This is a genomic window from Tenacibaculum aiptasiae (assembly GCF_008806755.1).
Classification (GTDB): Bacteria; Bacteroidota; Bacteroidia; order Flavobacteriales; family Flavobacteriaceae; genus Polaribacter; species Polaribacter aiptasiae.
Window position 1 is genome coordinate 334,089 of the sequence record NZ_WAAU01000003.1, and the last position, 13,979, is coordinate 348,067.

A 13,979-nucleotide genomic window follows, 5' to 3' on the forward strand; every position below is an offset into this window, starting at 1 on the left:
TGAAAGATACATATTTTTGCAGGATGCAAGAATTTATCAATTACAAAAACAGTAAAATAGCATATTCAGATATAGGAAAAGGAGGAGCTATAGTTTTACTTCATGGGTTTCTCGAAAACGTTACCATGTGGAATGGAATAGCCAATGAACTAAAAAAAAATAACCGTGTAATTTGTATTGATTTATTAGGTCATGGTAATTCTGAATGTATAGGTTATATGCATTCTATGGAAGATATGGCAGAAGCTGTTAAAGCAGTTTTAAAGCATTTGAGAGTTAGAAGATTTTTTATAATTGGACATTCTATGGGAGGATATGTTTCTTTAGCTTTTACAGAAAAATATTCAGAAAATATTAAAGGATTGTGTTTGCTTAACTCAACATCGCAAGCAGATTCAGAAGAACGAAAAGAAATACGTTTGAAAGCATGTGAAGTAGCACAAACAAACTATACAGGTTTGATAAAAATGTCTATTGCAAATTTATTTGCAGAAGAAACTAGAAAAGAATTTTTGTTTGAAATTGATGAGGTTAAAAAGGAAGCGTTAAAAACTTCGCTTCAAGGTTATATAGCAGCAACACAAGGAATGCGTCTAAGGAAGAATAAAGAAAATGTTTTAAAGAAAATTGAAAAACGTTTAATTATTTCTGGAGAAAATGACCCTGTTATAAATAAGGAGTCAATTAGAGAGGAAGCGAAAAGAACAAAAACACCAATTCAGTTTTTATCAAATGGACATATGAGTCATATTGAAAATAAGGAAGAAGTTATAAAAATGTTAAAGACATTTGTAAAATAATTGCTGGCATAAAACTTGGTTTTTCAAACGAACTATATAGCTAAAAGGTCTTTAGGAGGAAATAGGTTGTTTAATACACATGTAGAATTAGGATTAGCTATAGATTTTGATACTTCAAAATGGATTGATAGCTCAACAATCTATCCAGCTGTAGGGGTTAAATTTTCTTATGTTATTTTTTAATTTATTGAGGTGTTGCATGTGTTGAAAAAACATAGGTTAGTTAAGAAAATGAAATTGTTTTTGTTCGAATTAAATAAAAGTTTATATTTATGAACAATAAAAGATAGTTATTCTAAATTGCTATATTGAATTGCTATAGGTACCCTTACTCTACTCTTTTTTTTGAATTATAACTGCAAAATTAATTGCTTATGAAACAAATATTTCCAAAAGAGATAATAGAGAATAGTGTTGAAGTACATCAATTCAAGCACTCCAATAAAAGTAAAATTATTTTCAGTATTATTTTATTAGCTTTAATTATTTCTTTTATTTCTCTCCGCTTTATTAAAATTACTATTTATAACAATTCTCAAGGAATTATAAGAGCAGATAAAGAAAGAATACTATTAAATAGTAGTGGAAACGGTAAAGTTGTATTTCATCAACTTAAAAACAATCTACAGGTGTACAAAGGAGATACACTTTTAGTACTTAATAACTTTGCAATCAACCAAAAAATTGAAAATACAATTGGTCAAATAGAAGAAACTAAAACGTTTATTAACGATTTAAAATTATTGATTACAAATAAAATTTTAAGTCATAAACCTACCTCTTTAAAATATCAACAAGAAATTAACTTTTACAAGCAAAAATTAAACGAATTAAATACACGTTTTCGAAAAATTAGAGAAGATTATAAACGAAACAACAACTTATTTAAAAAAGGAGTTATAGCCAAAATAACACTTAGTAATAGTAGGTTAGAATATGATTTAGCTTTAAATGCTATTTCTCAATACAAAAAGCAACAATTTAGCACATGGCAAAATCAAATGGTTAACTACCAAAACCAATTAAAAGAATTACAAACCAATAAAACTCAATTAAAAGAAAGCAATAATTTATCAATAATAAAATCTCCCACTACTGGTACATTATTAAATGTAAAAGGAATTGAAAACGGTAGTTTCATTACTAAGGGATTTCAATTAGCAGAAATATCACCAAAAACTGATTTAATTGTGGAATGCTATATAAACCCGAATAATATTGGTTTGTTAAAAAAAGACCACAAGGTTAATTTTCAAGTAAGTACTTTTAATTACAACCAATGGGGTTTGGCTACAGGTAATATTATAGAAATAGGTAATGATGTACAAATAGTAAATAATACACCCGTATTTAAAGTATTATGTTCTTTAAACCAAAATTTTTTACAGTTAAAAAACGGGTTTAAAGGACAGTTAAAAAAAGGAATGTTAGTTAACGCTCGTTTTGAACTTACTAAACGTACTTTATTTGATTTGCTCTACGATAAAATGGATGATTGGTTAAATCCATCAACTCAAATATCAAAAAAATAAAACTCGTTGTCATTGTGAGGAATAAAATAATTCCCTCAGTCAAGAAGCAATTTTTTCTGATGACGGTAAATTATTAAAAAACATGAAAAACATTAAGACTTTAGAGCGTTTACAACGACTTCATAGTTTAATTGCTATAGAAAGTACAGGAACACCAAAAGAATTAGCGCGTTTAATGAATATTAGCGAGCGTTCTGTGCATTTATTGATAGGAGAATTGAAAGATTATAATGCGGAAATATGTTATAGTAGGAGTAGAAAGACTTATTATTATTGTAATGATTTTGATTTACAGGTGATTATCTCTGTGAATGTATTGACGAATAATGAAGTAACCCGAATATTTGGAGGAAACTATTTTTTGAAAAGAAATTTATTCATTGCAAGGTTTGTGCAGTGAATGAATTGATATTTGAATTATCAAAATATTATTGGGTGCACATGGTAATGTTTTGTTGCAGATTGTGAGTTTAAAAAAGCAATCAAAATAGAAATTTTTAAAAATTTAATTTTATGAAAAATATAAAACAAATGAAGCTTAAAGAATTGAAATCATTAGAAGTAATGGAGGTTAATGGAGGATCTCCTGCACATTATGGAATAGATACAGATAGTTGGTTATGGAGTGTAGCTAAAGTAGGGAATGCTATTAAAAATGCATTTGATTCTGTACATGGTTTTTATGATGCTCTTTGGGGTATGGATTCTCACAAAGTATAAAAATGATTTTTTAATTTAAACAAATTTATTATGAATGTTAAAAATTTAACACAGAAAGAATTAATAAACATAAATGGTGGTGATCAAGGAACTTATGATGCAGGTTATGCAGTTGGAAAACACGTCAGAGCTTCAATAATAGCTGTAGGGTCAGCTATATCTTGGCTTTTTGATCAAGCTGATAAAATAATACCAGGATAGGATTTAGTTTATTTTTTAAAGCATTAATATTTTTATTAATGCTTTTTTTATTTATTTAAAAGGTGTTTTTCCAATTATGATTTATTTAATGAGAGATATTGTAAGGTATATTGTTTCACCAAACCTAGAAAAATATAAAGGTTCTGTGTTAATGAAAATATTTAATATATTTAAGATTTATATAATAACAATTACATTTATTCTTGCTATTATGACTCCTTTTTTTTTAATATTTGATATAGAAGAGAAAAATATTGTGGCAGAAAAAATAGAAAAATGGAGTTTTTTAAAAGTGATTATTATAGGGGTAATAATTACACCAATCATAGAAGAAATTATATTTAGGTTAATTTTAGTTTTTAATAAAGTTAATTTTATAATGTCCTCATTATTTATTGTTTATTTATTAAGCTCTATATTTATTTTTGACATTGCTTTTTTAAAATTTTCAGAATATGTATTCGATAGGTTGGTTATATCAATATTAATTACAGTATTATTATATTTTTTAGTAAAGGAGAAATTAAGAAATATAGAAATAATATGGAGTAATTATTTCCCTTTTTTTTTACTTATCTTCAATTATGTTTACTTTAATACATATCGGAAATATTAAAATTATTTACAACATTTTCTTAATTCCTTTATTGATTTTACCTCAATTTATCTCTGGCACTATAATGGGATACTTAAGAATTAAATATGGTTTTGTGTTTTCTGTTTTATTCCATATGTTAAACAATTTTATTTCCATGGTAATTTTTAAAATGTAGTTTAAAAGTGTTGTTTTTAATTAATTTTAACGTTTTTCATGATTTTATAACTCTTCTTTATCTATAGCTTTTTTACTATTTTCTCACAAAAAATTACCCGAAATTTTTAAAAAAAAATATGAAAAATTTTAGAAAGTTTACTGATACTTCAAGGTTTACTTATTATAGAAAGTCATAGTGAATAATAGAAAGTGTTCTGTGTATTTATTGATAGGAGAATTGAAAGATTACAATGCGGAAATATGCTATAGTAGGAGTAGAAAGACTTATTATTATTGTAATAATTTTGATTTACAGGCGGTTACCTCTGTGGATGTATTAACGAATAATGAAGTAACCCGAATATTTGGAGGGAACTATTTTTTGAAAAGAAATTTATTTATTGCAAGGTTTGTGCAGTGAATGAATTGATATTTGAGTTATCAAAATATTACTAGGTGCACACGGTAACGTTTTGATGTAGATTGGGGTTTTATATCTTCATGAATTATAAGATTAGAGTAGGTAATCTATTGTTTTATAAGTATAAATCACTTTGTCGTTTTTCAATGACAAATTTTCACAATCAAAAAACAAATTAATATCTTAAAAAAAACAATTTTATGAAAAATTTACAAAACTTTGGTGTTCAGGAACTGAACTTTAAAGAAATCAATGAAACTAATGGAGGACTTATATTTTTCCTTTTTTTAAAGTATGGAGAACAAGCCGGCGAATATTTAGAATTATCTGGATTTAATAGTGCCGGAGCTAATAAATAATTTTCAAAAAGATAAGGGGTTTATAGTTTTCTATAAACCCTTTATTTTGATGTTTTAAACTAAAAATAGTCTATTAATAATTTAATTAAGAATAAATTATGAAAGATGTTTCATCACCTAAAGGATATGTTAGAGTGTTTCTTTTAATTATTCCATATTTCTTTGTCATTGGAATTTTTCAGTTTGTAGGCTTAATATTTGCAGGGGTAACAGATAGAATAATAGATGTTAATCATTTGTCTGTCCAAGAACTTCTTATTGTTTCTTTTTTTAGTTGTGTTGGAACTTTTTCATTACTATCATTTTTTATGAAATATGTAGATAAAGAACGTTTTACTTTATTAGGGTTTCAATTTAAAAACAGAGGGAAAGATATTTTATTTGGTGCTCTTATAGGTTTTGTTATTTTGTCGACTAGTTATTTTTTTTTAATTAAATTAAATCAAGTTACTTATATAAGAACTATTTTTAATTTTCATGAAGTTTGTTTTTCTATCTTGGTTTGCATTTTTGTTTCGTTTTCAGAAGAAGTTGTTTTCAGGGGGTATGTTTTAAAAAATTTATTAAAATCGATGTACTCTCCTTTAGCACTAGTATTATCAGCTTTATTATTTTCCTTAATACATAGTTTTAATTCTAATATAGATTGGTTTAGTTTTTTAAGTTTGTTCTTATGTGGGATTATGTTAGGAGTATCATATGTATATACTAGGAATTTATGGTTTCCTATTGCATTACATTTTAGTTGGAATCTATTTCAAACACTATTCGGATTCAATGTAAGTGGTCACGATTTTTACTCTATTATTGAATTTGAAATTAAAAAGAAGAATATTTTTAATGGTGGTGATTTTGGTTTTGAAGGATCAATTTTCTCTATAATGTTTCAATTAATTTTAATTACTCTCATAGTTGTTTACTATGAAAGAAAGAAGGACGTAGTAATAACGTGAAATTATGATTCAACGCATTAAAACTGCATTGAACATGCTTTTATTTGCTGTTTTAAACTGAAAAATAATGGCAAAAATCACCATAAAACAACATGATGTTACAGATTGTGGAGCGGCTTGTTTAGTTTCTATTGCTTCTCATTATAAATTACAAATACCTATTGCTCGTATACGTCAGTATGCAGGCACCGATAAAAAAGGTACGAATGTATTAGGTCTTATTGAAGCAGCAGAAAAACTAGGTTTTGAAGCTAAAGGTGTACGTGGTGAATTAGATAGTTTGTTTAAGATACCTAAACCTGCTATAGCACATATAATTGTTAAAGAAAAACTACAGCATTATGTAGTTATTTATGAAGTAACAAAAGAATACATAAAAATTATGGATCCTGGAGATGGGAAAATCCATAAAAAAACACATGAAGAATTTTTAAAAGAATGGACAGGTGTTTTAGTTTTATTATTACCAAAAGAAGAATTCACTACAGGTAATGAAAAAGTATCTGTTTTAAAACGCTTTTGGTTTTTATTAAAGCCTCATAAATTTGTTTTATTGCAAGCCTTAATAGGAGCGGTTGTTTATACATTATTAGGGTTTTCTACGTCTGTTTATATACAGAAAATTACCGATCATGTCTTAATTGGAGGCAATACCAAATTATTAAACTTACTAAGTTTAATAATGCTTTCATTACTAGGGTTACAAATTGTAATAGGTGTTTTTAAAGATGTCTTTCTTATTAAAAGTGGGCAACAAATAGATGCTCGTCTAATTTTAGGTTATTACAAACATTTATTAAAATTACCACAACAATTTTTTGATACTATGCGAGTAGGAGAAATTATTTCTCGTATTAACGATGCTGTAAAAATTAGAACCTTTATAAACGATGTTTCATTGAATTTAACGGTTAATATTCTTATCCTATTTTTCTCTTTTGGTATTATGTTTATGTATTATTGGAAATTAGCATTAATCATGTTATTGGTTATCCCTTTATATCTAGTAATTTATTTAATTATAAATAAATTAAATAAAAAAACAGAACGTAAAATAATGGAGAGTTCTGCTGATTTGGAAAGCCAGTTAGTAGAATCGTTAAACTCTGTGGGAACTATTAAACGTTTTGGTTTAGAAAGTTTTGCAAACATTAAAACAGAAACACGTTTTATAAGTTTATTAAATGTTGGATATAAATCTGCTTTAAACTCAATTTTCTCAGGAACTTCAACAACTTTTACAGCACAGTTATTTACTATTATTTTATTATGGTCTGGTTCTTATTTTGTTATTGAGAGAGAAATTACTGCAGGAGAATTAATGTCTTTTTATGCTATTATAGGATATTTTATGAGTCCTGTAGCAAGTTTAATTGGAACGAATAAACAAATACAAAACGCATTAATTGCAGCCGACCGTTTGTTTGAAATCATGGATTTAGAACGTGAAGAAAATGAAGATAGAATTGTATTAAAGAAAGAGAAGATTAAAGATATCGAATTTAAAAATGTAGCTTTTAGATATGGTACAAGGGTACAAGTATTTACTGATTTTAATTTAAAAATTAAAAAAGGAAATATTACAGCTATTGTTGGAGAAAGTGGTTCAGGTAAATCAACATTAATATCCTTATTACAAAACTTATATCCTTTACAAAAAGGACAAATAACCATTGGAGATTTTGATTTAAAATATATACAACATGAGAGCTTACGTGAGTTGGTAAGCGTTGTGCCTCAAAAAATAGATTTATTTGCAGGTAATGTAATTGATAATATTGCCGTTGGAGATTTTGCCCCTAATATGGAATTGATAATAGATATTTGTAAATCAATTGGGATTTTAGAGTTTATAGAAAGTTTACCTAATGGATTTAATACATACTTAGGAGAAAATGGAGCTACTTTATCTGGCGGACAAAAACAACGAATAGCTATTGCTAGAGCATTATATAAGCAACCAGAAGTTTTGGTGCTAGATGAAGCAACTTCTTCTTTAGATTCTTCTTCAGAGAATTATATTCAAAAAGCAGTAGAAAGCTTACGTGAACAAAATAAAACGATTATAATTATTGCTCATAGGTTAAGTACAGTAGTAAATTCAGACGATATTGTAGTTTTACAAAGAGGAAAAGTATTAGAGCAAGGAAATCATAATCTACTATATAACAAACAAGGAAAATATTATGATTTATGGCAACAACAAATGCCCAAATTAAAAACTATTTGATAGCTGAAAAAATTACAAAGGAATACCTACATTTGTATCACTAAAATAATTTTTAATGCACATTCATCACCTAGCTCAAGAAAACTCTATACTTAATAAATTTTTAGCAGAAATTAGAGACGTTAACGTACAAAAAGATTCAATGCGTTTTCGTAGAAATATAGAAAGAATTGGAGAGGTTTTAGGTTATGAGTTAAGTAAAAAATTATCTTTCGAAAATAAGGATGTTCAAACTCCTTTGGGAATTAAACCAACAAATTTACCAGTTAACAATACAGTTTTATGTTCAATTCTAAGAGCGGGATTGCCTTTGCATAATGGATTATTGAACTATTTTGATGATGCAGAAAATGCTTTTATCTCTGCGTACCGTCATCACCCAAATAATGATGAAGAATTTGAAATCGTAGTAGAATATTTTGCTTCACCATCAATAGATGGAAAAACATTATTATTGGTAGATCCAATGTTAGCAACAGGACGTTCGTTAGTAGCAGTTTATGAGGCCATAAAAAAATATGGAACTCCTAAAGAAATTAAAATTGTTTCAGTGATAGGTTCATCGGAAGGAGTTGATTATATTAAAGAATTCTTTCCAGACGATACAGAATTATGGATTGCTGATATTGACGAAAAACTTAACGACAAAGGATACATCATTCCTGGTTTAGGAGATGCAGGAGATTTAGCATTTGGAACAAAAATGTAATTCTATATAAAATACAGAATAATTGAACATGCTAATGCAGCTATAACAAATAAATCTGCAAACCATCTTTTTTGGAATAATTCCAAACCATTAGCTAACACTACAGAAATAGGAAAGAAAGAGAATAATAATTCACTACCTATCTTATCTTTAATTAAGAAAATTATAGATAAAGAAATAGTTAGATGAGTTAAAGTTAGTATCCAGTTTTTTCTAAAAGTGTTAAGAACAGCTAATACTTTTGGACTTTTTAGCAGTATAGAAGACAATGTTAAAAAGGAAATGAAGATAATTGGAAATAAATATTTAGTATTTAAATAGAAATCCAATTTGTAAGAGAAGTTCCAATTAAAAAGAAGCTGGAAGTCTTCAGTTTTATCATACCAAAAACAATAAGTAAAATATAAAAAAACAGGACTGCTAAATCCAATAATAGGAATTAGTAATGTTTGATACGTAAAACGCTGATGTAAGAATATAGAAAGATAGAGTAGAATAATAAATATGGCGGTATAAGGTTCAATTAAAAATGAAAACCCAAGCCATAAACCACCATCAAATATTTTATGAAAAACATTCTTTGACGATTGCAAACTATATACTTTACGCAAAAAGAGTAATACAGTTAAACAAGCATAAAAAGTATTGTTAATATTTAAAGTGTCTGGGAAAAAACCCAGAAGAATTACAAAGAATAAAAAAGCATAAGAATTATCAAAAGTGAGTTGATTCTTTGCAATAATGAAATTATAGACAGAAAAAACCACAATAAACCAAAGAAGTTCTTTAAAAAGACCAAAGGATAACTCTTTAGAAAATAGGCTTAAAGAAAAATAAATTAAAAAGAGTGCAAAAAGCACTACAAAATTTACAGGTTTAGATTTACCGAAAAAATTGGCTAACATCGTTTCTTTTTATATTTTTGCAAACGTAAAGATAATCAAGTTATGTTAGGATTAAATATTTTTAGATTAATAGGAGATTTATTTGAAGTATTATTCGTCCCTTTTAAGTGGTTACGATTAGAAGTAGCTAAAGGAGATGCAGGATGGTGGACTTCTAACACTGTTAATTGGATTTTCTTAGGAGTTTTAGTAGTGTTATTTGCTTATTGGATGAACCAATCAGCTACTTTTCTACGTGAAGGAACTGAAGATAGAGCTTAATTTCTACACACATTGGGAAGTAAAAACAAATTAAAACGTTTCAAAGAAAATGAAACGTTTGCTAATGTTATCCAACCATCGAGAGAAGAAGTAATCAATAATTTTTCTTTAAAAGGAAAATGGAATACTTTTTTTAAAAACGATAACCCTATTGTTTTAGAATTGGGGTGTGGTAAAGGAGAATATACTATTGCATTAGCTGAAAAAAATCCAGATAAAAATTTTATTGGCATCGATATAAAGGGTGCTCGTTTTTGGCGTGGAGCTAAAACAGCTCTAGAAAACAACATGGATAATGTTGCCTTTATTAGAACCCAAATAGAATTAGTCGATTACATTTTTGCAGAAAATGAAGTTGATGAAATATGGATTACTTTCCCAGATCCACAAATAAAGTATCAACGTACTAAGCATCGTATGACAAATGCTACCTTCTTAAGAAGATATTACCATATCTTAAAAGAAGGAGGTTTTATGAATTTAAAAACCGATAGCGAGTTTATGCATGGATATACATTAGGCTTGTTGCATGGAGAAGGACATGAAATAATACATGCAAACCACAATGTGTATAAAAATGAAGGAGCTCCAGAGGAAGTAACTTCAACACAAACTTTTTACGAAAAACAATACTTAGAAATAGGTAAACCAATTACTTATATCCGTTTTAAATTAAAATACTAGATAAATTCAATTTATAAAGAGTTTTTAAGCTATTTTTGAGAAAGGATTGCTCATTCTTTCCGTCCAACACAATAGTAAAACAAAACTCGTAAGAAATGATATTATCACACTTGGCACTAGGATTTGTAACTTCCTATATAGGTTATACACCACCAAGTATGTTAAATATTACAGCGAGTAAAATTTGTATTGAAAATAATAGAAAAATTGCCTATCAATTTGCTCTTGGAGCTTCGGTAATTGTTTTAATTCAGGTTTTATTAGCAGTTTTGTTATCATCTTTTTTGAAAGAATATCCTCAAATAATAACTTGGGTTAAAAAAATAGCAATCTTTGTTTTTGCTATTATTTCTGCAACTTTTATATATAAAGGGCTGTCAAAGTCTAAACAGAAAGAAAACAAACCTATCCGAAATGGTTTTTTCTTTGGTTTGTCATTGTCTTCTGTTAATATGTTTGCAATTCCTTTTTTTGCAGTAGCACATTCATCATTTGTAATGCACGGATGGGCAATGTCAGGACTTGTTTGTACTTCAGTTTTTGGGTTGGGGACCGTTCTTGGGACTTTTGCTATTTTAAGTAGTTATCTTTTTTTAGCTCAAAAGTTTGAGAATAAACTTATAGAGTATTCTAAATATTTTACAATATTAATAGGGGTAATCACAGGATTTATTGCAATTTATTCAGCTGTCAAATTATATTTTTAATAAGTGGGAAAATCAGATAATTTTTTTGAAAGAGTCTACGAAGTAGCACGTTTAATACCATACGGTAGAGTTACCAGTTATGGAGCAATAGCAACATATTTAGGAGTAGCACGTTCTGCAAGAATGGTGGGCTGGGCGATGAATAATTCCAGTGCTAAAAATGTTCCTGCGCATAGAGTTGTAAATAGAATAGGCTTGCTAACAGGTAAACAGCATTTTGATGGAACAAACCTTATGCAGCAACTTTTAGAAAGTGAAGGTATAAAGGTTAAAGAAAATCAAATTCAAGATTTTGATAAGGTTTTTTGGAACCCATCTGAAGAATTATAGTTTTTTATCACCAAGACTTTTCCTCAGTTCTTTTGTAGTTAAAGTACTCTTATCATGACTCCAACCCGGAGGCATTAATAAATACTTAATTCCATTAAGTAAACTCCCACTGTTAAAAGCTCTAGTAAGCATGCTTTTCCATTCATGAAACTCAACTTTAAATAAGTTATGAGTTTTAATATTAGAAGTTAATCCATAAGTAGGAGTTTCTTCTTCTTTTTGAAAAGTACCAAACATACGATCCCAAATAATTAATACGCCAGCATGATTTTTGTCTAAATATTTTAAGTTAGATCCATGATGTACTCTATGATGAGAAGGTGTATTGAAAACAAATTCAAACCAAGAAGGAAGCTTTTTAATTTTTTCTGTGTGAATCCAATATTGATAAATAAAATTTAAAGTTTTAATAGCAAATATTTGTAGAGGATGAAAACCTACTAAAGGCAACCAAATCCAAAATAAAAAATGTCCTGTAACATCATAGGTCCAAGTTTTTCGTAAAGCAGTTGAAAAATTGAAACGTTCAGAAGAGTGATGTACTACATGACTAGCCCAATAAAAGGATACGGTATGAGAAATTCTATGTCCCCAATAAAAAACAAAATCATCTAAAAAGAATAAAATTATCCATGATGGCCAAGAGTTATATCCAATTGTAAATAGTCTAAAATTATCATATACAAAAAAGAATAGTAATAGTTTTAATGATTTTGTAAATAATGAAATTATAAAGAAGATTAATCCCGAAAGAATATTTACACCAGAGTCCTTGAATTCATGATTCTGATTTCGGTCTTTCCAACCAAGATATATTTCTACTAAAATTAAGAGAATAAATATAGGAATAGCTATAGGGTAAGCCAGTAAGTTTATTTGATTTATTAGATCCATAGGTTAACGAAAATACTAAAAATAAATATCGCTTATAAATCTATAAATAATCACGATGTAAACGCTTTATTTTATGAGGGCTAAAGCGTATCTTTGTAATTTAGAATTAATTTAATTTATTACTCTAATGAGTTTTAAGAAACAAGATATATACAAGGCGTTAGAAACTATTACTGCACCTGGAGAAGGTAAAAGTTTGGTTGAAAACGAAAATATAAAAAACGTAGTAGCTTTTGGCGATGAGGTTATTGTTGATGTAACAATTTCTAATCCGACATTACAAGCTAAAAAGAAAGTTGAAGTTGAGATAATGAAAGCAATTCACCAACACGTCGATGAAAAGATTGATGTAAAAGTGAATGTGAAGGTAGAAGTTCAACAAAAAGAAAATCCAAACCAGATAAGAGGAAAAGAAATTCCTAATATTCAAAATATTATTGCAGTAGCATCTGGTAAAGGAGGAGTAGGAAAATCTACTATTACTTCTAACATGGCAGTATCTTTAGCAAAGATGGGGTTCAAAGTTGGAGTTTTAGATGCCGATGTTTATGGGCCATCACAACACTTAATGTTTGATGTAGAATTAGAAAAGCCATTAGCAGTAAATGTGAATGGACGTTCAAAAATGAAACCAGTAGAAAACTATGGAGTTAAATTATTATCTCTAGGTTTTTTTACAAACCCAAACCAAGCAGTAATTTGGCGTGGACCAATGGCTTCAAAAGCATTAAACCAATTAATTTTTGATGCAGATTGGGGAGAGTTAGATTTTCTATTAATTGATTTACCTCCAGGAACAGGAGATGTACATTTATCAATAGTACAAGCAGTTCCAATTAATGGAGCAGTAGTAGTAAGTACACCGCAAAACATTGCCTTAGCAGATGCTAAAAAAGGAGTAGCAATGTTTCAACAAGAAAGTATTAATGTGCCAGTTTTAGGTATTGTGGAAAACATGGCGTATTTTACACCAGCTGAATTGCCAGATAATAAATATTACATTTTTGGAGAAGGAGGCGCAAAAAATTTAGCTGAAGATATTGAAACTAGTTTCTTAGGAGAAATTCCATTGGTGCAAAGTATTCGTGAAGCAGGGGATGCAGGACGTCCAGTAGCTTTACAAGAAAACTCACCATTAGAAAAAGCATTTACAGATGTAACAAAAGAAATGGTTTCTCAATTATTAAAAAGAAATGCAAATTTACCACCAACTGAAGTAGTTCGTATTACAACAATGAGTGGTTGTAGCACAAAATAATCAAAGATTATGACAGCAACAGAAACAAAAAATAACGTAGAGAAGGCGTTAGAAGAAATCCGCCCGTTTTTAGTAAGCGATGGTGGAAATATTAAGTTATTATCTATTGAAAATAATACAGTAAAAGTACAATTAGAAGGAGCTTGTAGTGGTTGTTCAGTAAATCAAATGACGTTAAAAAACGGAGTTGAGGCAACAATTAAAAAATACGCACCAGAAATTGAAGAAGTAATTAATGTTGAATAACTGATAAAAATCAGT

The 13,979-nt window shown here is 28.2% G+C and carries 20 protein-coding genes; 18 read left to right on the plus strand and 2 right to left on the minus strand.

Features of this window, described 5'->3' with window-relative positions:
- The first annotated feature begins 23 nt into the window (after nt 1-23).
- The 12 genes from F7018_RS01605 (at nt 24) to upp (ending at nt 8,679) form a co-directional block, all read left to right on the plus strand.
- Nucleotides 24-800, plus strand: a complete 777-nt coding sequence (locus F7018_RS01605; RefSeq protein ID WP_150898226.1) for an alpha/beta fold hydrolase — start codon at nt 24-26, stop codon at nt 798-800.
- Between the two features lie 15 nt (nt 801-815).
- Nucleotides 816-983 (plus strand): hypothetical protein, encoded by a 168-nt coding sequence (locus F7018_RS18250; protein ID WP_175578608.1) that lies wholly within the window; start codon nt 816-818, stop codon nt 981-983.
- Between the two features lie 191 nt (nt 984-1,174).
- The gene (locus F7018_RS01610; protein WP_150898227.1) at nt 1,175-2,332 is read left to right on the plus strand and encodes an HlyD family secretion protein; all 1,158 of its coding nucleotides are present in this window, start codon (nt 1,175-1,177) and stop codon (nt 2,330-2,332) included.
- 82 nt (nt 2,333-2,414) lie between these two features.
- Nucleotides 2,415-2,732 (plus strand): helix-turn-helix domain-containing protein, encoded by a 318-nt coding sequence (locus tag F7018_RS01615; RefSeq protein WP_150898228.1) that lies wholly within the window; start codon nt 2,415-2,417, stop codon nt 2,730-2,732.
- 113 nt (nt 2,733-2,845) lie between these two features.
- Nucleotides 2,846-3,052, plus strand: coding sequence for a hypothetical protein (locus tag F7018_RS01620; protein WP_150898229.1), 207 nt, complete (start codon nt 2,846-2,848; stop codon nt 3,050-3,052).
- A 30-nt stretch (nt 3,053-3,082) separates the two neighbouring features.
- Nucleotides 3,083-3,253 carry a hypothetical protein gene (locus F7018_RS18255; RefSeq protein ID WP_175578609.1) on the plus strand — a complete coding sequence of 57 codons (171 nt, stop codon included), beginning with the start codon at nt 3,083-3,085 and terminating at the stop codon, nt 3,251-3,253.
- A 151-nt stretch (nt 3,254-3,404) separates the two neighbouring features.
- On the plus strand, nt 3,405-3,869 hold the full coding sequence (locus tag F7018_RS18260) for a hypothetical protein (RefSeq protein ID WP_217701348.1): 465 nt from the start codon (nt 3,405-3,407) through the stop codon (nt 3,867-3,869).
- Nucleotides 3,838-4,026: a CPBP family glutamic-type intramembrane protease gene (locus F7018_RS18830; protein ID WP_150898230.1), complete on the plus strand. Its 189-nt coding sequence runs from the start codon at nt 3,838-3,840 to the stop codon at nt 4,024-4,026. Before F7018_RS18260 ends, F7018_RS18830 begins: the two co-directional genes overlap by 32 nt.
- A 602-nt stretch (nt 4,027-4,628) precedes the next feature.
- Complete coding sequence (locus F7018_RS18265) at nt 4,629-4,787, plus strand: hypothetical protein (protein WP_175578610.1); 159 nt, start codon at nt 4,629-4,631, stop codon at nt 4,785-4,787.
- 98 nt (nt 4,788-4,885) lie between these two features.
- Nucleotides 4,886-5,740, plus strand: coding sequence for a CPBP family intramembrane glutamic endopeptidase (locus tag F7018_RS01630; protein WP_150898231.1), 855 nt, complete (start codon nt 4,886-4,888; stop codon nt 5,738-5,740).
- 67 nt (nt 5,741-5,807) lie between these two features.
- A complete protein-coding gene (locus F7018_RS01635; RefSeq protein WP_150898232.1) occupies nt 5,808-7,970 on the plus strand; it encodes a peptidase domain-containing ABC transporter in 2,163 nt (720 codons plus the stop codon).
- Nucleotides 7,971-8,025: 55 nt separating this feature from the next.
- Entirely contained in the window at nt 8,026-8,679 is a 654-nt protein-coding gene (gene upp / locus F7018_RS01640) for a uracil phosphoribosyltransferase (RefSeq protein ID WP_150898233.1), read from the plus strand.
- A 2-nt stretch (nt 8,680-8,681) separates the two neighbouring features.
- On the opposite strand, the gene F7018_RS01645 is transcribed toward upp, so the two are convergent.
- Nucleotides 8,682-9,584, minus strand: a complete 903-nt coding sequence (locus F7018_RS01645; protein ID WP_150898234.1) for a DUF6427 family protein — start codon at nt 9,582-9,584, stop codon at nt 8,682-8,684.
- Nucleotides 9,585-9,626: 42 nt separating this feature from the next.
- Here F7018_RS01645 and F7018_RS01650 point away from each other — a divergent pair, with 42 nt between their 5' ends.
- The 4 genes from F7018_RS01650 to F7018_RS01665 all read left to right on the plus strand — a co-directional run bounded on the left by F7018_RS01650 (nt 9,627) and on the right by F7018_RS01665 (nt 11,566).
- On the plus strand, nt 9,627-9,845 hold the full coding sequence (locus tag F7018_RS01650; RefSeq protein WP_150898235.1) for a DUF6341 family protein: 219 nt from the start codon (nt 9,627-9,629) through the stop codon (nt 9,843-9,845).
- Between the two features lie 12 nt (nt 9,846-9,857).
- Nucleotides 9,858-10,529 (plus strand): tRNA (guanosine(46)-N7)-methyltransferase TrmB, encoded by a 672-nt coding sequence (gene trmB, locus F7018_RS01655; RefSeq protein WP_150898236.1) that lies wholly within the window; start codon nt 9,858-9,860, stop codon nt 10,527-10,529.
- 95 nt (nt 10,530-10,624) lie between these two features.
- On the plus strand, nt 10,625-11,236 hold the full coding sequence (locus F7018_RS01660) for a LysE family transporter (protein WP_150898237.1): 612 nt from the start codon (nt 10,625-10,627) through the stop codon (nt 11,234-11,236).
- Between the two features lie 3 nt (nt 11,237-11,239).
- Entirely contained in the window at nt 11,240-11,566 is a 327-nt protein-coding gene (locus tag F7018_RS01665; RefSeq protein WP_150898238.1) for an MGMT family protein, read from the plus strand.
- On the opposite strand, the gene F7018_RS01670 is transcribed toward F7018_RS01665, so the two are convergent.
- Nucleotides 11,561-12,460 carry a sterol desaturase family protein gene (locus F7018_RS01670; RefSeq protein WP_150898239.1) on the minus strand — a complete coding sequence of 300 codons (900 nt, stop codon included), beginning with the start codon at nt 12,458-12,460 and terminating at the stop codon, nt 11,561-11,563. The genes F7018_RS01665 and F7018_RS01670 overlap by 6 nt on opposite strands.
- 127 nt (nt 12,461-12,587) lie before the next feature.
- On the opposite strand from F7018_RS01670, the gene F7018_RS01675 reads away from it, so the two are divergent.
- Nucleotides 12,588-13,718 carry an Mrp/NBP35 family ATP-binding protein gene (locus F7018_RS01675; RefSeq protein WP_150898240.1) on the plus strand — a complete coding sequence of 377 codons (1,131 nt, stop codon included), beginning with the start codon at nt 12,588-12,590 and terminating at the stop codon, nt 13,716-13,718.
- Between the two features lie 9 nt (nt 13,719-13,727).
- Nucleotides 13,728-13,964: a NifU family protein gene (locus F7018_RS01680; protein WP_150898241.1), complete on the plus strand. Its 237-nt coding sequence runs from the start codon at nt 13,728-13,730 to the stop codon at nt 13,962-13,964.
- Nucleotides 13,965-13,979: the final 15 nt, after the last annotated feature.

Bases quoted from the DNA above. Each gene is read 5' to 3' on its own strand.
- F7018_RS01605 (WP_150898226.1), top strand. From the start codon at position 24: ATGCAAGAATTTATCAATTACAAAAACAGTAAAATAGCATATTCAGAT.
- F7018_RS01610 (WP_150898227.1), top strand. From the start codon at position 1,175: ATGAAACAAATATTTCCAAAAGAGATAATAGAGAATAGTGTTGAAGTA.
- F7018_RS01615 (WP_150898228.1), top strand. From the start codon at position 2,415: ATGAAAAACATTAAGACTTTAGAGCGTTTACAACGACTTCATAGTTTA.
- F7018_RS01620 (WP_150898229.1), top strand. From the start codon at position 2,846: ATGAAAAATATAAAACAAATGAAGCTTAAAGAATTGAAATCATTAGAA.
- F7018_RS18255 (WP_175578609.1), top strand. From the start codon at position 3,083: ATGAATGTTAAAAATTTAACACAGAAAGAATTAATAAACATAAATGGT.
- F7018_RS18260 (WP_217701348.1), top strand. From the start codon at position 3,405: ATGAAAATATTTAATATATTTAAGATTTATATAATAACAATTACATTT.
- F7018_RS18830 (WP_150898230.1), top strand. From the start codon at position 3,838: ATGTTTACTTTAATACATATCGGAAATATTAAAATTATTTACAACATT.
- F7018_RS18265 (WP_175578610.1), top strand. From the start codon at position 4,629: ATGAAAAATTTACAAAACTTTGGTGTTCAGGAACTGAACTTTAAAGAA.
- F7018_RS01630 (WP_150898231.1), top strand. From the start codon at position 4,886: ATGAAAGATGTTTCATCACCTAAAGGATATGTTAGAGTGTTTCTTTTA.
- F7018_RS01635 (WP_150898232.1), top strand. From the start codon at position 5,808: ATGGCAAAAATCACCATAAAACAACATGATGTTACAGATTGTGGAGCG.
- upp (WP_150898233.1), top strand. From the start codon at position 8,026: ATGCACATTCATCACCTAGCTCAAGAAAACTCTATACTTAATAAATTT.
- F7018_RS01645 (WP_150898234.1), bottom strand. From the start codon at position 9,584: ATGTTAGCCAATTTTTTCGGTAAATCTAAACCTGTAAATTTTGTAGTG.
- F7018_RS01650 (WP_150898235.1), top strand. From the start codon at position 9,627: ATGTTAGGATTAAATATTTTTAGATTAATAGGAGATTTATTTGAAGTA.
- F7018_RS01660 (WP_150898237.1), top strand. From the start codon at position 10,625: ATGATATTATCACACTTGGCACTAGGATTTGTAACTTCCTATATAGGT.
- F7018_RS01670 (WP_150898239.1), bottom strand. From the start codon at position 12,460: ATGGATCTAATAAATCAAATAAACTTACTGGCTTACCCTATAGCTATT.
- F7018_RS01675 (WP_150898240.1), top strand. From the start codon at position 12,588: ATGAGTTTTAAGAAACAAGATATATACAAGGCGTTAGAAACTATTACT.
- F7018_RS01680 (WP_150898241.1), top strand. From the start codon at position 13,728: ATGACAGCAACAGAAACAAAAAATAACGTAGAGAAGGCGTTAGAAGAA.